The organism is Pseudomonas sp. B611 (assembly GCF_055407965.1).
This window is the reverse complement of sequence record NZ_JBUZST010000002.1, coordinates 71,268-87,663: the sequence shown is the minus strand read 5'-3', so window position 1 is coordinate 87,663 and position 16,396 is coordinate 71,268. Positions and strand designations below refer to the sequence as shown.

The window sequence follows — 16,396 nt, the reverse complement described above, 5'->3', positions numbered from 1 at the left end:
CTTACTGGATCCGGAGTCCGTCATGCAACGTATCAAGGGCTACCACGCCCATATCTACTTCGACGCGAGCACCATCGAACAAGCGCGCACCCTGTGCGAAGACGCCGCCAAACTGTTCCCGCTGCGCATGGGCCGTGTCCACGAAAAACCCGTCGGCCCGCACCCGGACTGGAGCTGCCAACTGGCGTTCGATCCTGAGTACATCGGCGTGGTGCTGCCGTGGCTGGTGATCCATCGCAACGGGCTGGTGGTGTTCCTGCACCCCGATACCGGCGATGACCTGAAGGATCACACCGACTACGCGGTCTGGATGGGGGCGATGCGGGAACTGAATTTGTCAGCTTTTTCCTAAACTTCATCCCTAAATATGGGATTGATATTTATATATTGAGACTTACGCTCGCGTAGGTTTATATTCCTGCATCCGCTCAGAACTCAGGTGAAGCGATGCAGGCGCAATTGATCGCGCTCGATTGGGGGACCAGCTCCCTTCGTGCTTACAAACTCGGCCCGGCTGGCGTAGTACTGGAACACCGCGCGCTGGCGTGCGGGATCATGCATTTGCCCAGCGAGCCCCGGGACATTGCCGGCGTGCATTGCAGCAATGGCTTCGAACTGGCCTTCGACGCAGCCTGCGGCGATTGGCTCGACGCCCAGCCCGGCCTGCCGGTGATTGCCTGCGGCATGGTCGGCAGTGCCCAGGGCTGGAGCGAAGCGGCCTACCGCCATACGCCGGTGGATGTCGCCCGCCTCGGCCAGGCGCTGCACCGCCTGCGCAGCTTGCGCGGGGTGGATGTACATATCGTGCCCGGCGTGATCGAGCAGGCTGGTTTGCCCAATGTGATGCGCGGCGAAGAAACCCAGGTGCTGGGCGTGCTGCAAGGCCTCGGTGCCGAGGTGTTGATCGGCCTGCCCGGCAGCCATTCCAAATGGGTCGAGGTGGTCGATGGCTGCATCACCCACTTCGATACCTTCATGACCGGCGAAGTCTTCGCGGTACTGAGCAAGCACAGCATCCTTGGGCGCACCCAACTGCCGACCGAACACTTTCAGGCCGAGGCCTTTGACCGTGGCGTGCAGGTGGCGCTCTCGCAAGACGGCCAGCGCGGCGTGCTGTCCACCCTGTTCAGCGCCCGTACCCTTGGCCTGACCGGCGAACTCGCCCCCGAGCAGCAGCCGGATTACCTTTCCGGGTTGCTGATTGGCCATGAACTCGCCGGCTTGCCGGCCCGCGCCAAGCAGCAGCCGATCATTCTGGTCGGCGCCGCCGCCCTCTGCACCCGCTATCAACGCGCCCTCGCCCTCTGCGGTTTCGCCCACGTCAGCCTTGCGCCGGAGGCCAGCGAACGTGGCCTGTGGCAATTGGCCGTGGCCGCCGGGCTCACTCAACCTGCATCGGAGGCCTGAGATGCTCAAGCACGCACTCGCACAAAACGGTTTGATCGCCATCCTGCGCGGTATTCGCCCGGACGAAGCCCAGGCCGTCGGCCAGGTGCTGTACCAGGCCGGGTTTCGCGTGATCGAAGTGCCGCTCAACTCGCCGGACCCGTACACCAGCATCCGCACCCTGCGCGACAGCCTGCCCGCCGATTGCCTGATCGGTGCCGGCACGGTGTTGACGCCCGAGCAGGTCGAGCAGGTCAAGGCGGCCGGGGGCCAGGTAATCGTCATGCCCCACAGCGATGCCAAGGTGCTGCGCGCGGCGAAAGCGGCGGGCCTGTTTTTGTCGCCGGGCGTTGCCACGCCCACCGAAGCCTTCGCCGCCCTGGCTGAAGGTGCTGACGTATTGAAGCTGTTTCCCGCCGAGCAAATGGGCCCGGCGGTGATCAAGGCGTGGCTGGCGGTCTTGCCGGCGGGCACGTTGCTGCTGCCGGTGGGCGGCATCACCCCGGACAACATGCAGGTGTTTGTCGACGCCGGCGCCAAAGGCTTCGGGTTGGGTTCCGGTTTGTTCAAACCGGGTATGAGCGTGGATCAGGTAGCGAGCCGTGCCCAGGCTTATGTCGCCGCCTGGAAAGCCCTGAACTGAATCAAGTTTCGCGCCCACAGGCGCTGCATCTATAAGAGAGATAACAGATGAAAATCACCAAACTGACGACTTTTATCGTCCCGCCGCGCTGGTGCTTCCTCAAGGTCGAGACCGACCAGGGCGTGACCGGCTGGGGTGAGCCCGTAGTCGAAGGCCGCGCTCACACCGTTGCTGCTGCCGTTGAAGAACTGTCCGACTACCTGATCGGCAAAAACCCACGCAACATCGAAGACATCTGGACCGTGCTCTATCGCGGCGGCTTCTACCGCGGCGGTGCGGTACACATGAGCGCTCTCGCCGGCATCGACCAGGCGTTGTGGGACATCAAGGGCAAGGCCCTCGGCGTGTCGGTGAGCGATCTGCTCGGTGGCCAGGTGCGCGACAAGATCCGCGTGTACTCCTGGATCGGCGGCGATCGCCCCGCCGACACCGCCCGTGCCGCCAAAGAGGCCGTGGCCCGTGGTTTCACCGCCGTGAAGATGAACGGCACGGAAGAATTGCAGTTCGTCGACAGCTTCGAAAAAGTCGATCTGGCCCTGGCCAACGTCGCTGCCGTGCGTGACGCGGTGGGCCCGAACGTCGGCATCGGCGTGGACTTCCATGGCCGGGTGCACAAGCCCATGGCCAAGGTGCTGATGAAAGAGCTAGACCCGTACAAACTGATGTTTATCGAAGAACCAGTGCTCAGCGAAAACTACGAAGCGCTCAAAGAGCTGGCGCCGCTGACCAGCACGCCGATTGCCCTCGGCGAGCGGCTGTTCTCGCGTTGGGACTTCAAGCGCGTGCTCAGCGAAGGCTACGTTGACATCATCCAGCCCGATGCTTCCCACGCGGGTGGCATCACCGAAACCCGCAAGATCGCCAACATGGCCGAAGCCTACGACGTTGCCCTGGCCCTGCACTGCCCGCTGGGCCCGATTGCCCTGGCCGCGTGCCTGCAACTGGACGCGGTTTGCTACAACGCGTTTATCCAGGAGCAAAGCCTGGGCATTCACTACAACGAGAGCAACGACCTGCTCGACTATGTGAAAGACCCGGGCGTGTTCGACTACGACCAAGGTTTTGTGAAGATCCCCAACGGGCCGGGCCTGGGTATCGAGATCAACGAGGAATACGTGATCGAACGCGCGGCCATCGGCCACCGCTGGCGCAACCCGATCTGGCGCCATGCCGACGGCAGCTTTGCCGAGTGGTGATGCCTGACTGAAGGAACACGGTCAAAAATGTGGGAGCTGGCTTGCCTGCGATGGCGGTGGGTCAGCAAGCACATATGGCACTGATACACCGCCATCGCAGGCAAGCCAGCTCCCACACTGACCGCGTTCCTCCAGTAAGTTTTCCCCTCTGTCCTCAATAAACATAAGAAGAGGCACCCCCTCATGCACCCTGAATCCTTTACCGGCCAGGCTTCTTTAGTCACGCCTACCCGAAAGCGCTACTTCATCATGGTGTTGCTGTTTATCACCGTGGTCATCAACTACCTCGACCGCAGCAACCTGTCGATTGCCGCCCCGGCACTGACCAGTGACTTGGGCATCGACCCGGTACACGTCGGGCTGATTTTCTCCGCGTTCGGCTGGACCTACGCCGCGATGCAGATCCCCGGTGGCTGGCTGGTGGACCGCGTGCCGCCGCGCATTCTCTATACCGCCGCCCTGCTGCTGTGGTCCATCGCCACCGTGATGCTCGGATTTGCCGCCAGCTTTATCGCCCTGTTTGTGCTGCGCATGGCCGTCGGTGCGTTGGAGGCTCCCGCCTACCCGATCAACAGCCGCGTGGTCACCACGTGGTTCCCCGAGCGTGAACGGGCCACGGCGATTGGCTTCTACACCTCCGGGCAATTTGTCGGGCTGGCGTTCCTCACGCCGGTGCTGGCCTGGCTGCAGCATGCGTTCGGCTGGCACATGGTGTTTGTCGTCACCGGTGGCGTGGGCATCCTGTGGGCGGCGATCTGGTACGCGGTGTACCGCGAACCGAAGGATTTCAAAGGCGCCAACGCTGCGGAAATCGCCTTGATCCGTGACGGCGGTGGCCTGGTGGACATGCAGGAAAAAGCCGCGAAGACGCCGTTCAGTTGGGTGGACCTGGGCATCGTGCTGAGCAAGCGCAAACTCTGGGGCATTTACCTGGGGCAGTTTTGCCTGAACTCCACGCTGTGGTTTTTTCTGACCTGGTTCCCCACCTACCTGGTGAAGTATCGCGGCATGGACTTCATCAAGTCCGGCCTGCTGGCGTCGCTGCCGTTTCTCGCAGCGTTTGTCGGCGTGCTGTGTTCCGGGATCTTTTCCGACTGGCTGATTCGCCGGGGCGCCTCGGTGGGCTTTGCGCGCAAGTTGCCGATCATTGGCGGGTTGCTGATCTCCACGGCAATCATCGGTGCCAACTACGTGGACTCGACGGCGTGGGTGATCGCATTCCTGGCGCTGGCGTTCTTCGGTAATGGGTTGGCGTCGATTACCTGGTCCTTGGTGTCGACCCTGGCACCGGCGCGCCTGTTGGGGCTGACCGGTGGAGTCTTCAACTTCATCGGTAATTTGTCGGCGATCGCCACGCCGATCGTGATTGGCTTTTTGGCCAGTGGTGATTCGTTTGCGCCGGCGATTACCTATATCGCGGTGCTGGCGTTGCTCGGGGCGCTTTCCTACATATTGCTGGTTGGTAAGGTCGAGCGCATCGAGTTGTAAGAAAAACGGGCGGCATGGCGGCCGCCCGTTACTTCCGGGTTACGGCACCGACATCTCGTTACGGAACACATTCAACGGGTCCCAACGCTGTTTGGTGCGCCGCAGGCGGCTTTCGATCATAAGGTCAGGGAAGAAGATCTTGTACCACTGCGGGTTCGGCCCCTTGCTGGGGTCGCCATCAATGAACAGCATGTCGCGGTCTGGGTAATTGATATAGCACCCCTGGAATTGCGCATTGACCGGAACGCCACCGTCATTGGCGAAGGCCGCGAAAAACAGCCCTTGAATCCATTGTGCGTGTGCCTGATCCGCCGCGCTGCTGTCATCTCGCCAATAGCATTGGGGTTGCCACTTCAAGTACGACGAACGCTGGGCTACCGAGGACTCACGGCGAACTGCGGCGTTGGCTTCATTTATTTGCCCGCCGAATGACTGGATCTGGATCAGGCTTTGGGTCAGCAGCTTATTCGGGTCATTGCGCGTCAGCGTATCCCATATTGCCTTCAACACCGTTGGGGTAAAAATACCCATCTGATAAGCCGATTTATACCGGCCACGCTGGTTTGGCCCCGAGCCGTTGAGGGTCTGCTGGCAATGCAGCCAATCCATTTGGCGTGCCGCCGCCAGCGCCGTTGGCAGTGAGTTGATCGTGCGTCCTTTCGGGTTGCTGGGGGGCAGATGGGTGGTGGGCGATTGGCTAAGGCATTCGGTGGCGGGTATGCCGATGGCATTGAGCATGCTGCTCACGAAGTCGTCGAAGGCGGCCAGGTCATTCACCCCGCCATTCTTATCCACGTAATGAACATCCATCGTCATGTTGCCGGTGTTCTGGTGACGCATCTCCAACTTGGTCGCCAGGCCCCAGGTATCCGGGTTGCTTTGGTTGCGTGCAAACCAGTCTTGATACGCCGCCAGCAAGGCGTCGAGCCGGGGCTTGGTCATCAGTGCCCAGTCCCACTCCAACACCAGCCAAAGAACCTCCTTCGGCGCGTCAGGCAAATTTTCGAAGTAATAACTGGTGATGATTCCGAACTGCCCTCCGCCTGCGCCGCAACATGCGGCAAACAGATCCAGATCGTCCTGATTGGTGCTGTTGCGGGCGACATGCACCGGTAGCAGGCCATTGCCTTGGGCGTTCGGCACCAGTATATCGACACCGCTCAACCAGTCGCACACCAGGCCATCCTTGCGCGACAACAACCCGTAGCCGCCGCCGCAAATATGCCCACCCAGCCCGACCGAATAACACGAACCACCGGGCAGGCTCTTGTTCGCCAGTTTGTACAGCGCGACGTAGGCATCCCAGTTCTGGCCACCCGCCTCAAGGCGAAAGCTGTAGTGATGAGGCGAAGCTGGCACCAGATCGGAGCTTATCTGCCCGTTGGCGTCGTACTGCACTTGGTTGATCTGGCTGATATCCAGAATCGATAGCACTTCATTGGGGTTGCCGGGCATTTTGTTAGCAACGAAGCCTTCGTAGCAGTGGCCGCCACTGCGCACGGTGATGCGGCCATTGGGCACGGCCAGCGCCTGGGCGGCAGCGGCGACGATGTCTTGGGGGCTGTGACAGAGGTAAATCAGGTTGGCGCCATTGGGCGAGGATTGGCCCTGCACGTTGCCCAAGGGCCAGCGCAGGTTGAAGCCTTTTTGCAGGGTCGAGTGACGGCGGTCCGAGGCGGTGACGAGATCAAATGCCATGATGTACTCCAGAGAGCAAAGGATGACTTCTGATGCGGCTAACTTAACAACCGGATGGCAAGGAATGCGGGGCTTGCAGAGGTGGTTAGACGGCAATAGGCATGAAGTGAGTTAAGGGGGGAACGCAATGTTCGCCCCCTCAAGCCTAGTGCAGGAATTGAAAGCGTTACGCAATCAATTCAACACGCCATCCAGGATCTCGTAAACGATGCCGGTTCCTACGGCAATCAACAACACATCCGGCCCCGAACGGCGCCATTCGTAACCCTGGTACACCGGCAAGCGTGCCAGGGCGCGGCTGTCCAGGCGTTCGCCGTAGTAACCATGGGGCAGTGGCTGGCCCCGCACCAGGCGCACATTCGGCGGTGGCGGTGCGCCACGGGAGAATTGGCCGTGGTTGTCGCGGATCACCTGGCGTACCGGGCCGAAGTCCTGGGGCGGGCCGCCGCGACGGTTGTCCTGCGGGCCGCGATGGTCGTTGCCACGCTGCTGTTCGTGCTGGCCTTGCGGGCCGCCACGGTCAGGACCGCCCTGATCATTCGGCGCCGCCTGCACCAGGGCGCTGGCGCCCAGGACCAGCACGCCAAGGCTGGCAATCACGGTTTTAGGCATTTTCATTGGGGGCTTCCTCAACTGCGCGAACAACAAAAAAGGGATCTCGAACGAGGTTCGAAATCCCTTGGTCTTGTCAGTTTAGGTAGCGGATCGACAGGATGATTCCTCTGTATCAGGAACTTTACCTACCGCTTACGAGCCGCTTACTTACGGGCGCCGCGGACACCTTCCGACAGCGCTGCGCACAGCCCCAGTACGCCATCAATCGCTTGCTGATCATTTTTCGCAGTGGCGATGTGATCGATCAACGCCGAACCTACCACTACGCCGTCAGCCAAACGGGCGATGGCCGCCGCTTGCTCAGGGGTACGGATACCAAAACCGATGCTGATCGGCAGGTCGGTATGGCGACGCAGGCGGGTCACGGCCTCTTCGACGTGTTCCAGGGTGGCGGCACCGGCACCGGTCACACCGGCCACCGACACGTAGTACACAAAGCCGGAGCTGCCGTTGAGCACGGTAGGCAGGCGCACATCATCGGTGGTCGGTGTGGTCAGGCGGATAAAGTCGATGCCCGCAGCCTGGGCCGGGTCGCACAGCTCGCCGTTATGCTCGGGCGGCATATCGACCACGATCAGGCCGTCGACGCCGGCTTCCTTGGCGTCGGCGATGAACTTCGGCACGCCATATTTGTGGATCGGGTTGAAGTAACCCATCAGCACCAGCGGGGTTTCGCTGTTGTCCTTGCGGAACTCGCGGACCATTTGCAGGGTTTTCAGCAGGTTCTGCTTGGCTTCCAGCGCGCGGATGTTGGCTAACTGAATCGCCGGGCCGTCAGCCATCGGATCGGTGAAGGGCATGCCCAGTTCGATCACGTCGGCGCCAGCGGCGGGCAAGCCTTTAAGGATGGCCAGCGAGGTGTCATAACCCGGATCGCCGGCGGTGACGAAGGTCACCAGGGCGGCGCGGTTTTGTTCTTTAAGCTGGGCGAAGCGGGTTTGCAGGCGGCTCATCAGTGTTTCTCCTGCTGGGCGGTTTCCATGTGGTGCATTACGGTCTGCATGTCTTTGTCGCCACGGCCGGAAAGGTTAACCACCATCAGGTGATCTTTCGGCAGCGTCGGTGCGCGTTTGAACACTTCGGCCAGGGCGTGGGCGCTTTCCAGTGCAGGAATAATCCCTTCCAGGCGGCAGCATTTGTGGAAGGCGTCGAGGGCTTCGTCGTCGGTCACCGAGGTGTACTGAACGCGGCCGATGTCATGCAACCACGCGTGTTCCGGGCCGATGCCCGGGTAATCGAGGCCGGCGGAGATCGAGTGGGCGTCGATGATCTGGCCGTCGTCGTCCTGCAACAGGAAGGTGCGGTTGCCGTGCAATACACCGGGTACGCCGCCGTTGAGGCTGGCGGCGTGCTTGCCGGTTTCGATGCCGTGGCCAGCGGCTTCAACGCCGATGATTTCCACGCTGGTGTCGTCGAGGAACGGGTGGAACAGGCCCATGGCGTTGGAACCGCCGCCGATGCATGCAACCAGGCTGTCCGGCAGGCGGCCTTCCTGGGCTTGCAGTTGGGTGCGGGTTTCCTTGCCGATCACGGCCTGGAAGTCGCGGACCATCGCCGGGTAAGGGTGTGGGCCGGCCACCGTGCCGATCAGGTAGAAGGTGCTGTCGACATTGGTCACCCAGTCACGCAGGGCTTCGTTCATTGCGTCCTTGAGGGTGCCGGTGCCAGCGACTACGGGGATCACTTCCGCGCCCAGCAGCTTCATGCGGAACACGTTGGCCTGCTGGCGCTCGATGTCGGTGGTGCCCATGTAGATCACGCATTGCAGGCCGAAACGTGCAGCGACGGTGGCGGTGGCCACGCCGTGCATGCCGGCGCCGGTCTCGGCGATGATGCGTTTCTTGCCCATGCGCCGTGCCAGCAGGATCTGGCCGATGCAGTTGTTGATCTTGTGCGCGCCGGTGTGGTTCAGCTCTTCGCGCTTGAGGTAGATCTTGGCGCCGCCGCAGAATTCGGTCAGGCGTTCGGCGAAATACAGTGGGCTTGGGCGGCCGACGTAGTCCCGTTGGAAGTAGGCCAATTCCTCGTTGAACGCCGGATCGATCTTGGCCGCTTCGTATTCGCGGGCCAGGTCGAGGATCAACGGCATCAGGGTTTCAGCGACGTAGCGGCCGCCGAACGCGCCAAACAGGCCGTTGGCATCTGGGCCGTTGCGTAGGTCGGTCTGGGACTGAGTCATGGGACGCTCCAGGAAAGAATGGGTGTAGGAAACAATGACGGCCACTCTACCCCTCACGCTGTGGCCTGAAAACCGATAAGATTGCCGCAACCTGTCAGGAAAACTCACAGATGAGCCGAGACCTTCCGCCCCTCAATGCCCTGCGGGCATTTGAAGCTACAGCGCGACTGAACAGCGTCAGTCAGGCAGCCGAGCAATTGCACGTGACCCACGGTGCAGTCAGTCGGCAGCTGAAGGTGCTGGAAGAGCACCTGGGTGTGAGCTTGTTCGTCAAGGATGGGCGCGGCCTTAAACTCACAGATGCCGGCATTCGCCTAAGGGATGCCAGCGCGGAGGCGTTCGAGCGGTTAAGGGATGTTTGCGCAGAACTGACCCAAGCCAGTGCCGAGGCGCCCTTTGTCCTGGGTTGCTCGGGGAGTTTGCTGGCGCGCTGGCTGATCCCGCGCCTGGGCCGCTTGAACGCTGACCTGCCGGATCTGCGTTTGCACCTGTCAGCCGGTGATGGTGACCTTGACCCCCGTCGCCCAGGCCTGGACGCCCTGCTGGTATTCGCCGAGCCGCCTTGGCCAGCGGATATGCAGGTGTACGCGTTGGCCAGCGAACGCATCGGGCCAGTGATGAGCCCGCGTTTCGCCGGTTATGAGCGTTTGCGCCACGCGCCGGCTTCGGCCCTGTGCGCTGAGGCGCTGCTGCATACCACATCCCGCCCGCAAGCCTGGCCCAGTTGGGCGCAGCAGCACGGCATCGCACCCGGCGCGTTGAAACACGGCCAGGGCTTTGAGCATTTGTATTATTTGCTGGAAGCCGCGGTAGCCGGACTTGGCGTGGCCATTGCGCCCGAGCCGCTGGTGGCGGAGGACTTGCGTGCGGGCCGGTTGGTGGCACCGTGGGGTTTCAGCGAAACCCCGGCGCACCTGGCGTTGTGGCTGCCCAAGCGCGCCGCGGACGGGCGCGCCGGGCAACTGGCGCAGTGGCTCAAGGCTGAGCTGTTGCGCCAGCCGGATTAGTCACCGCGTTTGCACAGCAAGTACGCGGCCAGCAGGCCCAGCGCACCTACAGCAACACCGGCTGTAGTCCATGGGTGTTCCTGCGCGTAGTCCCGGGTAGCAACACCGGTTTCGCGGATTTTCACTTTGCTTTCTTCGTAGGCATCGCTGATCAGGTGACGGGAGTGCTTGAGGGCATTCTCGGCATTGCTTTTCAGGGCCTTCAAGGTCTTGCGCGACTCGTCAGATGCATCGTCCTTGAGGCTTTCCAGAGACTTGAGCAGGCTCGAAATCTCGGCTTCCATGCTTTCCAGCGACGCTTTGCGTAAAGAAGTGTTGGCCATGTGGACTCTCCTGAAGTGATTGAGTGGCGTGTGTAGATACCGACTCCCGTGGTTTCAGAAAGTGCAGTAAATCTGAACTTTTGCTTAGGAACGGTCGCCAGAAGCAGTATGAACATTGACTGCTAGGCTTTATTGACGACCCTCAGGAGAAACCTCATGTCTGATCATCACACCTACAAGAAAGTCGAATTGGTGGGCTCGTCCACCTCCAGCATCGAAGATGCCATCAACAACGCCCTGGCCGAGGCCAACAAAAGCATCAAGCACCTGGAATGGTTTGAGGTGGTCGATACCCGTGGCCACATCAAGGACGGCAAGGCCGCGCACTTCCAGGTCACGCTCAAGGTGGGATTCCGAATTGCCAGTAGTTGAACTTTGCTAACTGGCTGATTGCCATAACCTGCGCTACAACCAATGGGTGCCGATGCCACGAGCGTCGGCACGCTCTTTTCGATCAGCGCAAGGAAGTTACGGATGAAGAAGTTCGTGTTAGCGGTAGGTTTGTTGAGCATTGCGGGCACTGCCCTGGCGGCCGGCAAGCCTTGTGACGAGCTGAAAAGCGAGATTGCAGCGAAACTGGATGCCAAGGGCGTTGCGCACTATTCCCTGGATGTCGTGGACAAAGGTGCTGCGGGCGACGCCAAAGTGGTTGGCTCGTGCGAAGCCGGCTCCAAGGAAATCGTCTACAAGCGCGGTTAATGACGTGTTGCGAAAACCTGTGGCGAGGGAGCTTGCTCCCGCTGGAGTGCGTAGCGCTCCCAAGATTTTGGGGCCGCTACGCAGCCCAGCGGGAGCGGGAGCAAGCTCCCTCGCCACAGTTGCTTCTTTTTATCCTTTCATCAGCTGCGCCAGCAGCTCGTAGGAATGAATCCGGTCAGCATGTTCGTACAGGTCGCAGGTAAAGATCAGTTCATCGGCGCCGGTTTGTTCCACCAGCACTTCCAGCTTGGCGCGGATTTTTGCCGGGCTGCCGACCATCGCCAGGCCAAGGAAGCTGCCCACCGCATCTTTTTCATGGGGCAGCCACAGGCCTTCCATGCTCTTCACCGGTGGGCGTTGCACCAGGCTTTGCCCGCGCATCAGCGCGAGGATGCGTTGGTACACCGAAGTGGCCAGGTAGTCAGCCTGCTCATCGGTGTCGGCTGCGACCAAGGGAATACCTAGCATCACGTAGGGCTTGTCCAGTACCGCTGAAGGCTTGAAGTGATTGCGGTAGACGCGAATCGCCTCGTGCATCAAGCGCGGTGCGAAATGGGAGGCGAAGGCGTAGGGCAAGCCACGCTCACCGGCCAATTGCGCGCTGAACAGGCTGGAGCCCAGCAGCCACACCGGGACGTTGGTACCGGTGCCGGGTACGGCGATGATGCGTTGGTCCGGAGTGCGTGGGCCGAGGTAGGCCATCAGCTCGGCGACGTCTTCGGGGAAATCGTCGGCGCTGCCGGAGCGCTCACGACGCAGGGCACGGGCGGTCATCTGGTCGGAGCCGGGCGCGCGGCCCAGGCCCAGGTCGATACGCCCGGGGTAGAGGCTTTCGAGGGTACCGAACTGCTCGGCGATCACCAACGGTGCATGGTTGGGCAGCATCACGCCGCCGGAACCCACGCGAATCGTCGAGGTGCCACCGGCCAGGTAGCCGAGCAACACCGAGGTGGCCGAGCTGGCGATACCATCCATGTTGTGGTGTTCAGCCACCCAGAAACGGTTGTAGCCGAACTTTTCCACGTGCTGGGCCAGGTCCAGGGAATTGCGCAACGACTGCGCCGGACTGCCGTTGGCGCGTACGGGCACCAGGTCGAGGGTCGAGAACTTCACGTCGGACAGCGATTTCATAAGCCTGCTTCTCCAAAGGGGCGCGCAGGCTGTTTAGACGAATCAAAACCTGCCGCTTCATGTGCATGGTCTATGCAATGAGGGCATATACCCGAGATTCAATAGCCATGTCGGAAATTTCCTACTATGTAGCTGGGTTTTTCCGACAGTATGAACTTTGCCAGTCCGACTATCCTCAGAACTCTTACCTACGCAAAACCACAGCTTGAGGAGAAGGCTATGAGTATCGTGAAAAAAGCATCCGCGCATTGGGAAGGTGATCTGAAGACGGGCCTGGGTTCCATTTCCACGGAAACCGGCGTGCTGCGCGAAGCGCCCTACGGCTTCAAGGCACGTTTCGAAGGTGGCAAGGGCACCAACCCTGAGGAATTGATCGGGGCGGCGCATGCCGGTTGTTTCTCCATGGCCTTTTCCATGATTCTCGGCGATGCCGGACTCAAGGCTGACAGCATCGACACCCAGGCTGAAGTAACGCTGGACCAGGTCGATGGCGGCTTTGCGATCACCGCGGTGCACTTGATCCTCAAGGCCAAGATCCCCGGCGCGAGCCAGGCACAGTTCGAAGAACTGAGCACAAAGGCCAAGGAAGGGTGCCCGGTGTCCAAGGTGCTGAATGCGAAAATCAGCCTGGATGCGACGCTGGTTAACTAACACCGCAGATCAAAAAATGTGGGAGCGGGCTTGCTCACGAAAGCGGAGTGTCAGGCACTGAATGTGTTTCTGATGCACCGCATTCGCGAGCAAGCCCGCTCCCACATTTGGTTTTGCGTTAAATCAGAACCTGCGTGTGCAAACTATGGTCGAATAGCCATTGCAGCCTAGGCGCACACCCGTGCGCAGTGCATTCAGGGAGCTACACACATGAAACGTTTTGCCTTGGCGATCATCTGCGGCGTATTGGCCACCTCGGCCGTGGCCGCGCCCAAAGATTGTGAAGAGCTGCGTAAGGAGATCGAGGTCAAGATCCAGGCGAACGCGGTTCCGTCCTACACCCTGGAAATCGTCAGCAAGGAAGAAGCCGACAAGCACGACGTAGCCATGGTCGTCGGCAGCTGTGAGAACGGCACCAAGGCCATCATCTACCAGAAGAACAACGACTGATCAGATGCAGTTGACGCTGCGCTCTTCTGCCAGCAACTGACGCGCCGCGTTGTAGAGCCGGATATTCGGTGTGAAGGCCAGCGAACGGCCTTCCAGTACATAGCGTTGGCCCGCCTGGAAGTTGTCGTATTGCAGCGTCATGAAGCAGGTGCGTTCGGTGGTCTGCCCCAGCCCGCCGAAGCCGCTGCCCGTTGGCACTTCGAAATCAAAGCGCACCATCAACTCGTGGCTGCCGGGCGGGATCTGGAAGAATCGACCGTCGTCGAGGTTCTTGCCGTCCAGACGCTGGGCCATCACCAGTTTGGCGTTGGGGGTCGGGGTGGCAAAATCGACCCAGGCTTGCTGCGGATCCACCGCTGGCAACGGCGTCAAAGCGCATGCGCTGAGAAACAGGACGGTGATGGCAAGCAACAGCTGGCGCATGGCATGTACTCAATGGAAGAAAAGAAGTGGGCCTGACGCAGCAGGCGCCCCTTGAGTATAAACACCACATGGCGTGGAAAAGTCCCAGGAGCAATCGGTGCATGGTCAGGCGTTTTTTCCCAGGGGTGATGCTTGTGCTGCTCAGCGGCTGCTCAAGCATCAGTTATTACGGGCAGTTGGCCAGCGGCCAATGGCAATTGTTGCGGGCTCGCGAGCCGGTTACCCAGGTCATTGCCGACCCCGCGCGGCCGCCGCTGCTGCGTGAGCATCTGGCGCAATCACAGAAGGCGCGCACCTTTGCCAGTGAGCACCTGCACTTGCCTGACAACCAGAGTTACCGGCTGTACGCCGACATTGGCCGGCCCTATGTCGTCTGGAATGTGTTTGCCACCACAGAATTTTCGCTCTTGCCTGAAACCCACTGCTTCCCGATCGCCGGTTGCGTGGCCTATCGCGGCTACTACAACCAGGGCGCGGCGCGGGGTGAGGCGGCATTGTTGCGCCTACGGGGCATGGACGTGTCGATTGGCGGCGTCGAGGCCTACTCCACCTTGGGTTGGTTCAACGACCCGATCCTCAACTCGATGATGAACTGGGGGGATGAGCGCTTGGCCACGCTGATTTTCCATGAGCTGGCGCACCAGCGGTTTTATGTGAAGGACGACACCGAGTTCAACGAATCATTTGCCAATTTCGTCGAGCAGGAAGGCACGCGGCAATGGCGTGCCGCGCGTGGGCTGGCGCCGGCCAGCGTGTCGACTTCCAAGCAGCGTGATCAGTTTATCCAGCTGATCCTCGATACCCGTCAGCGCCTGGAAAAGGTCTATGCCCAACCTTTGGCGGCCGATGCGATGCGCGCGGCCAAAGCGGCAGAATTCGAGCGCCTGCGCAGCGATTATCGGCAGATGCGTGATAGCCAGTGGGCGGGCGACAAGCGTTATGACGCCTGGATCAACCAGCCAATGAACAACGCGCGGTTGTTGCCGTTTGGGCTGTATGACCAGTGGGTGCCGGCGTTTGCGGCGTTGTTTCGGCAGGAAGGTGGGGATTGGCTGAGGTTTTATGCGGCGGTGGAGAGGATGGGTGGCTTGCCGGTGGTGCAGCGCAAGGCGGCGTTGAGGCAGTTGGAGGTGGGGGGGCTTTAGGGCCTCATCGCAGGCAAGCCAGCTCCCACATTTGAAGGTATTCACAAATCCAAAATGTGGGAGCGGGCTTGCCCGCGATGGCGGTTTCAAGGCTGCCGCAAAAACGCCTGATGCATCTCGGCCAACGTCTCAAAGTGCCAAGTCGGTGCCTCGGCATTCAGCTCTTCAAAGCTGCCAAACCCATACCCTACCGCCGCCGAATCCAGGCCATTGCTGCGGGCGCCGATCAGGTCGTGTTTGCGGTCACCAATCATCAAGGTGGTTGCCGGGTCCAGGCCCTCTTCGCGCATCAGATGGGCAATCAACTCGACCTTGTTGGTACGCGTACCGTCCAGCTCGCTGCCGTAGATCACCTTGAAGTGCTTGGCAAAGTCGAAATGCCTGGCGATCTCACGGGCAAATTCCCACGGCTTGGAGGTGGCGACATACAGTTGGCGACCTTGGCTGTTCAACTCTTCCAGCAGCGGTAGCACGCCGTCGAACACGCGGTTTTCATACAGCCCGGTGACCTTGAAGCGCTCGCGGTAGAAATTCACCGCTTCCCACGCCTTGGCTTCGTCGAAGCCGTAGAACTGCATGAACGCTTGCAGCAACGGCGGGCCGATAAAGTGTTCGAGCTTGGTCAGGTCCGGCTCGTCGATGCCGAGTTTGGCCAGGGCGTACTGGATCGAGCGGGTGATGCCTTCACGCGGATCGGTAAGGGTGCCATCCAGGTCGAAGAGGACGGTGGGGTAATGCAGGGTCATTGATCGAATCCTTCAGCCAGGTGCAGGTCTTTGAGTTTCACGTAGTTCGCCGCGCTGTAGGTGAAAAACGCGCGTTCCTTGTCAGTCAGTGGGCGGATCGGTTTAACCGGGCTGCCCACGTACAAGAAGCCGCTGTCGAGTTTCTTGCCCGGCGGCACCAGGCTGCCGGCGCCGATGATCACGTCATCTTCCACCACCGCGCCGTCCATGACGATGCTGCCCATGCCGATCAACACTCGGCTGCCTACGCTGCAACCATGCAGCATGACCTTGTGGGCGATGGTCACGTCGTCGCCGATCAGCAGCGGGAAACCGTCCGGGTTGAACGGCCCGGCATGGGTGATATGCAGCACGCAGCCATCCTGCACGCTGGTGCGTGCGCCGATGCGGATGCGGTGCATGTCGCCGCGAATCACGGTCAGCGGCCAGACGGAGCTGTCGGTGCCGATTTCGACATCGCCGATCACCACCGCCGAAATATCGACAAAAGCCCCGGCGCCCAGGGTTGGCGTGTGGTTCTGATAGGTGCGAAGGGTCACGATAGCCTCTCTCTCTTCTGCTGATAGCTGCGGTGGGCGTTGATTGTAATTAAGATGGCCCCATCTTTGTTCTTACA

At 60.8% G+C, this 16,396-nt stretch carries 20 protein-coding genes; 11 read left to right on the top strand and 9 right to left on the bottom strand.

The features are described 5' to 3' along the window. Positions 1-22 precede the first annotated feature (22 nt). The 5 genes from ACZRMO_RS05475 to ACZRMO_RS05455 all read left to right on the top strand — a co-directional run bounded on the left by ACZRMO_RS05475 (position 23) and on the right by ACZRMO_RS05455 (position 4,713). The gene (locus ACZRMO_RS05475; protein WP_017734738.1) at positions 23-352 is read left to right on the top strand and encodes a DOPA 4,5-dioxygenase family protein; all 330 of its coding nucleotides are present in this window, start codon (positions 23-25) and stop codon (positions 350-352) included. 95 nt (positions 353-447) lie between these two features. Further along, positions 448-1,407 carry a 2-dehydro-3-deoxygalactonokinase gene (locus tag ACZRMO_RS05470; protein ID WP_463972178.1) on the top strand — a complete coding sequence of 320 codons (960 nt, stop codon included), beginning with the start codon at positions 448-450 and terminating at the stop codon, positions 1,405-1,407. A 1-nt stretch (position 1,408) separates the two neighbouring features. Beyond that, entirely contained in the window at positions 1,409-2,029 is a 621-nt protein-coding gene (locus tag ACZRMO_RS05465; protein WP_124527048.1) for a 2-dehydro-3-deoxy-6-phosphogalactonate aldolase, read from the top strand. 47 nt (positions 2,030-2,076) lie between these two features. Then, positions 2,077-3,225, top strand: coding sequence for a galactonate dehydratase (dgoD, locus tag ACZRMO_RS05460; protein ID WP_463972177.1), 1,149 nt, complete (start codon positions 2,077-2,079; stop codon positions 3,223-3,225). 183 nt (positions 3,226-3,408) lie between these two features. Then, entirely contained in the window at positions 3,409-4,713 is a 1,305-nt protein-coding gene (locus ACZRMO_RS05455; protein WP_463972176.1) for an MFS transporter, read from the top strand. A gap of 39 nt (positions 4,714-4,752) precedes the next feature. On the opposite strand, the gene ACZRMO_RS05450 is transcribed toward ACZRMO_RS05455, so the two are convergent. From ACZRMO_RS05450 to trpB, 4 genes are all read right to left on the bottom strand, one after another. Beyond that, positions 4,753-6,411, bottom strand: coding sequence for a BBE domain-containing protein (locus tag ACZRMO_RS05450; RefSeq protein ID WP_463972175.1), 1,659 nt, complete (start codon positions 6,409-6,411; stop codon positions 4,753-4,755). Between the two features lie 174 nt (positions 6,412-6,585). Then, on the bottom strand, positions 6,586-7,029 hold the full coding sequence (locus tag ACZRMO_RS05445; RefSeq protein WP_463972174.1) for an anti-virulence regulator CigR family protein: 444 nt from the start codon (positions 7,027-7,029) through the stop codon (positions 6,586-6,588). Positions 7,030-7,169: 140 nt separating this feature from the next. Continuing rightward, positions 7,170-7,979 carry a tryptophan synthase subunit alpha gene (gene trpA, locus ACZRMO_RS05440; protein ID WP_463972173.1) on the bottom strand — a complete coding sequence of 270 codons (810 nt, stop codon included), beginning with the start codon at positions 7,977-7,979 and terminating at the stop codon, positions 7,170-7,172. After that, entirely contained in the window at positions 7,979-9,205 is a 1,227-nt protein-coding gene (gene trpB / locus ACZRMO_RS05435; RefSeq protein ID WP_463972172.1) for a tryptophan synthase subunit beta, read from the bottom strand. Before trpB ends, trpA begins: the two co-directional genes overlap by 1 nt. Before the next feature lie 110 nt (positions 9,206-9,315). Between trpB and ACZRMO_RS05430 the strand changes: the two genes are divergently transcribed. Continuing rightward, positions 9,316-10,212, top strand: a complete 897-nt coding sequence (locus ACZRMO_RS05430) for a LysR family transcriptional regulator (protein WP_124527053.1) — start codon at positions 9,316-9,318, stop codon at positions 10,210-10,212. Here ACZRMO_RS05430 and ACZRMO_RS05425 read toward each other — a convergent pair. After that, positions 10,209-10,535: an ElaB/YgaM/YqjD family protein gene (locus tag ACZRMO_RS05425; protein WP_003170746.1), complete on the bottom strand. Its 327-nt coding sequence runs from the start codon at positions 10,533-10,535 to the stop codon at positions 10,209-10,211. The genes ACZRMO_RS05430 and ACZRMO_RS05425 overlap by 4 nt on opposite strands. Positions 10,536-10,691: 156 nt before the next feature. Here ACZRMO_RS05425 and ACZRMO_RS05420 point away from each other — a divergent pair, with 156 nt between their 5' ends. Next, positions 10,692-10,907: a dodecin gene (locus ACZRMO_RS05420; protein ID WP_003220389.1), complete on the top strand. Its 216-nt coding sequence runs from the start codon at positions 10,692-10,694 to the stop codon at positions 10,905-10,907. A 102-nt stretch (positions 10,908-11,009) separates the two neighbouring features. Then, the gene (locus ACZRMO_RS05415) at positions 11,010-11,234 is read left to right on the top strand and encodes a DUF1161 domain-containing protein (RefSeq protein WP_463972171.1); all 225 of its coding nucleotides are present in this window, start codon (positions 11,010-11,012) and stop codon (positions 11,232-11,234) included. Positions 11,235-11,363: 129 nt separating this feature from the next. Here ACZRMO_RS05415 and ACZRMO_RS05410 read toward each other — a convergent pair whose 3' ends face one another. Next, positions 11,364-12,365 carry an LLM class flavin-dependent oxidoreductase gene (locus ACZRMO_RS05410; RefSeq protein ID WP_124527055.1) on the bottom strand — a complete coding sequence of 334 codons (1,002 nt, stop codon included), beginning with the start codon at positions 12,363-12,365 and terminating at the stop codon, positions 11,364-11,366. Between the two features lie 219 nt (positions 12,366-12,584). Between ACZRMO_RS05410 and ACZRMO_RS05405 the strand changes: the two genes are divergently transcribed. Both ACZRMO_RS05405 and ACZRMO_RS05400 read left to right on the top strand, forming a co-directional pair. Continuing rightward, positions 12,585-13,016, top strand: a complete 432-nt coding sequence (locus ACZRMO_RS05405; protein WP_463972170.1) for an OsmC family protein — start codon at positions 12,585-12,587, stop codon at positions 13,014-13,016. Between the two features lie 210 nt (positions 13,017-13,226). Continuing rightward, positions 13,227-13,466, top strand: coding sequence for a DUF1161 domain-containing protein (locus ACZRMO_RS05400; protein WP_017734725.1), 240 nt, complete (start codon positions 13,227-13,229; stop codon positions 13,464-13,466). Here the strand turns inward: ACZRMO_RS05400 and ACZRMO_RS05395 are convergent, their stop codons facing one another. After that, positions 13,467-13,889 carry a PA0061/PA0062 family lipoprotein gene (locus ACZRMO_RS05395; RefSeq protein WP_124527057.1) on the bottom strand — a complete coding sequence of 141 codons (423 nt, stop codon included), beginning with the start codon at positions 13,887-13,889 and terminating at the stop codon, positions 13,467-13,469. Positions 13,890-13,990: 101 nt separating this feature from the next. Here ACZRMO_RS05395 and ACZRMO_RS05390 point away from each other — a divergent pair, with 101 nt between their 5' ends. After that, positions 13,991-15,034: an aminopeptidase gene (locus ACZRMO_RS05390; protein ID WP_463972169.1), complete on the top strand. Its 1,044-nt coding sequence runs from the start codon at positions 13,991-13,993 to the stop codon at positions 15,032-15,034. Positions 15,035-15,120: 86 nt separating this feature from the next. On the opposite strand, the gene ACZRMO_RS05385 is transcribed toward ACZRMO_RS05390, so the two are convergent. Continuing rightward, complete coding sequence (locus ACZRMO_RS05385; RefSeq protein ID WP_207045623.1) at positions 15,121-15,780, bottom strand: HAD family hydrolase; 660 nt, start codon at positions 15,778-15,780, stop codon at positions 15,121-15,123. After that, on the bottom strand, positions 15,777-16,319 hold the full coding sequence (locus ACZRMO_RS05380) for a gamma carbonic anhydrase family protein (protein WP_463972168.1): 543 nt from the start codon (positions 16,317-16,319) through the stop codon (positions 15,777-15,779). The genes ACZRMO_RS05385 and ACZRMO_RS05380 overlap by 4 nt, the downstream gene beginning before the upstream one ends. Positions 16,320-16,396: the final 77 nt, after the last annotated feature.

What these genes read in the sequence shown, in the direction of transcription:
- ACZRMO_RS05465 (WP_124527048.1), top strand. Translation starts at nt 1,409, where the DNA reads ATGCTCAAGCACGCACTCGCACAAAACGGTTTGATCGCCATCCTGCGC.
- ACZRMO_RS05390 (WP_463972169.1), top strand. Translation starts at nt 13,991, where the DNA reads ATGGTCAGGCGTTTTTTCCCAGGGGTGATGCTTGTGCTGCTCAGCGGC.
- trpA (WP_463972173.1), bottom strand. Translation starts at nt 7,979, where the DNA reads ATGAGCCGCCTGCAAACCCGCTTCGCCCAGCTTAAAGAACAAAACCGC.
- ACZRMO_RS05445 (WP_463972174.1), bottom strand. Translation starts at nt 7,029, where the DNA reads ATGAAAATGCCTAAAACCGTGATTGCCAGCCTTGGCGTGCTGGTCCTG.
- dgoD (WP_463972177.1), top strand. Translation starts at nt 2,077, where the DNA reads ATGAAAATCACCAAACTGACGACTTTTATCGTCCCGCCGCGCTGGTGC.
- trpB (WP_463972172.1), bottom strand. Translation starts at nt 9,205, where the DNA reads ATGACTCAGTCCCAGACCGACCTACGCAACGGCCCAGATGCCAACGGC.
- ACZRMO_RS05415 (WP_463972171.1), top strand. Translation starts at nt 11,010, where the DNA reads ATGAAGAAGTTCGTGTTAGCGGTAGGTTTGTTGAGCATTGCGGGCACT.
- ACZRMO_RS05420 (WP_003220389.1), top strand. Translation starts at nt 10,692, where the DNA reads ATGTCTGATCATCACACCTACAAGAAAGTCGAATTGGTGGGCTCGTCC.
- ACZRMO_RS05475 (WP_017734738.1), top strand. Translation starts at nt 23, where the DNA reads ATGCAACGTATCAAGGGCTACCACGCCCATATCTACTTCGACGCGAGC.
- ACZRMO_RS05450 (WP_463972175.1), bottom strand. Translation starts at nt 6,411, where the DNA reads ATGGCATTTGATCTCGTCACCGCCTCGGACCGCCGTCACTCGACCCTG.
- ACZRMO_RS05395 (WP_124527057.1), bottom strand. Translation starts at nt 13,889, where the DNA reads ATGCGCCAGCTGTTGCTTGCCATCACCGTCCTGTTTCTCAGCGCATGC.
- ACZRMO_RS05405 (WP_463972170.1), top strand. Translation starts at nt 12,585, where the DNA reads ATGAGTATCGTGAAAAAAGCATCCGCGCATTGGGAAGGTGATCTGAAG.
- ACZRMO_RS05425 (WP_003170746.1), bottom strand. Translation starts at nt 10,535, where the DNA reads ATGGCCAACACTTCTTTACGCAAAGCGTCGCTGGAAAGCATGGAAGCC.
- ACZRMO_RS05410 (WP_124527055.1), bottom strand. Translation starts at nt 12,365, where the DNA reads ATGAAATCGCTGTCCGACGTGAAGTTCTCGACCCTCGACCTGGTGCCC.
- ACZRMO_RS05430 (WP_124527053.1), top strand. Translation starts at nt 9,316, where the DNA reads ATGAGCCGAGACCTTCCGCCCCTCAATGCCCTGCGGGCATTTGAAGCT.
- ACZRMO_RS05400 (WP_017734725.1), top strand. Translation starts at nt 13,227, where the DNA reads ATGAAACGTTTTGCCTTGGCGATCATCTGCGGCGTATTGGCCACCTCG.
- ACZRMO_RS05470 (WP_463972178.1), top strand. Translation starts at nt 448, where the DNA reads ATGCAGGCGCAATTGATCGCGCTCGATTGGGGGACCAGCTCCCTTCGT.
- ACZRMO_RS05385 (WP_207045623.1), bottom strand. Translation starts at nt 15,780, where the DNA reads ATGACCCTGCATTACCCCACCGTCCTCTTCGACCTGGATGGCACCCTT.
- ACZRMO_RS05455 (WP_463972176.1), top strand. Translation starts at nt 3,409, where the DNA reads ATGCACCCTGAATCCTTTACCGGCCAGGCTTCTTTAGTCACGCCTACC.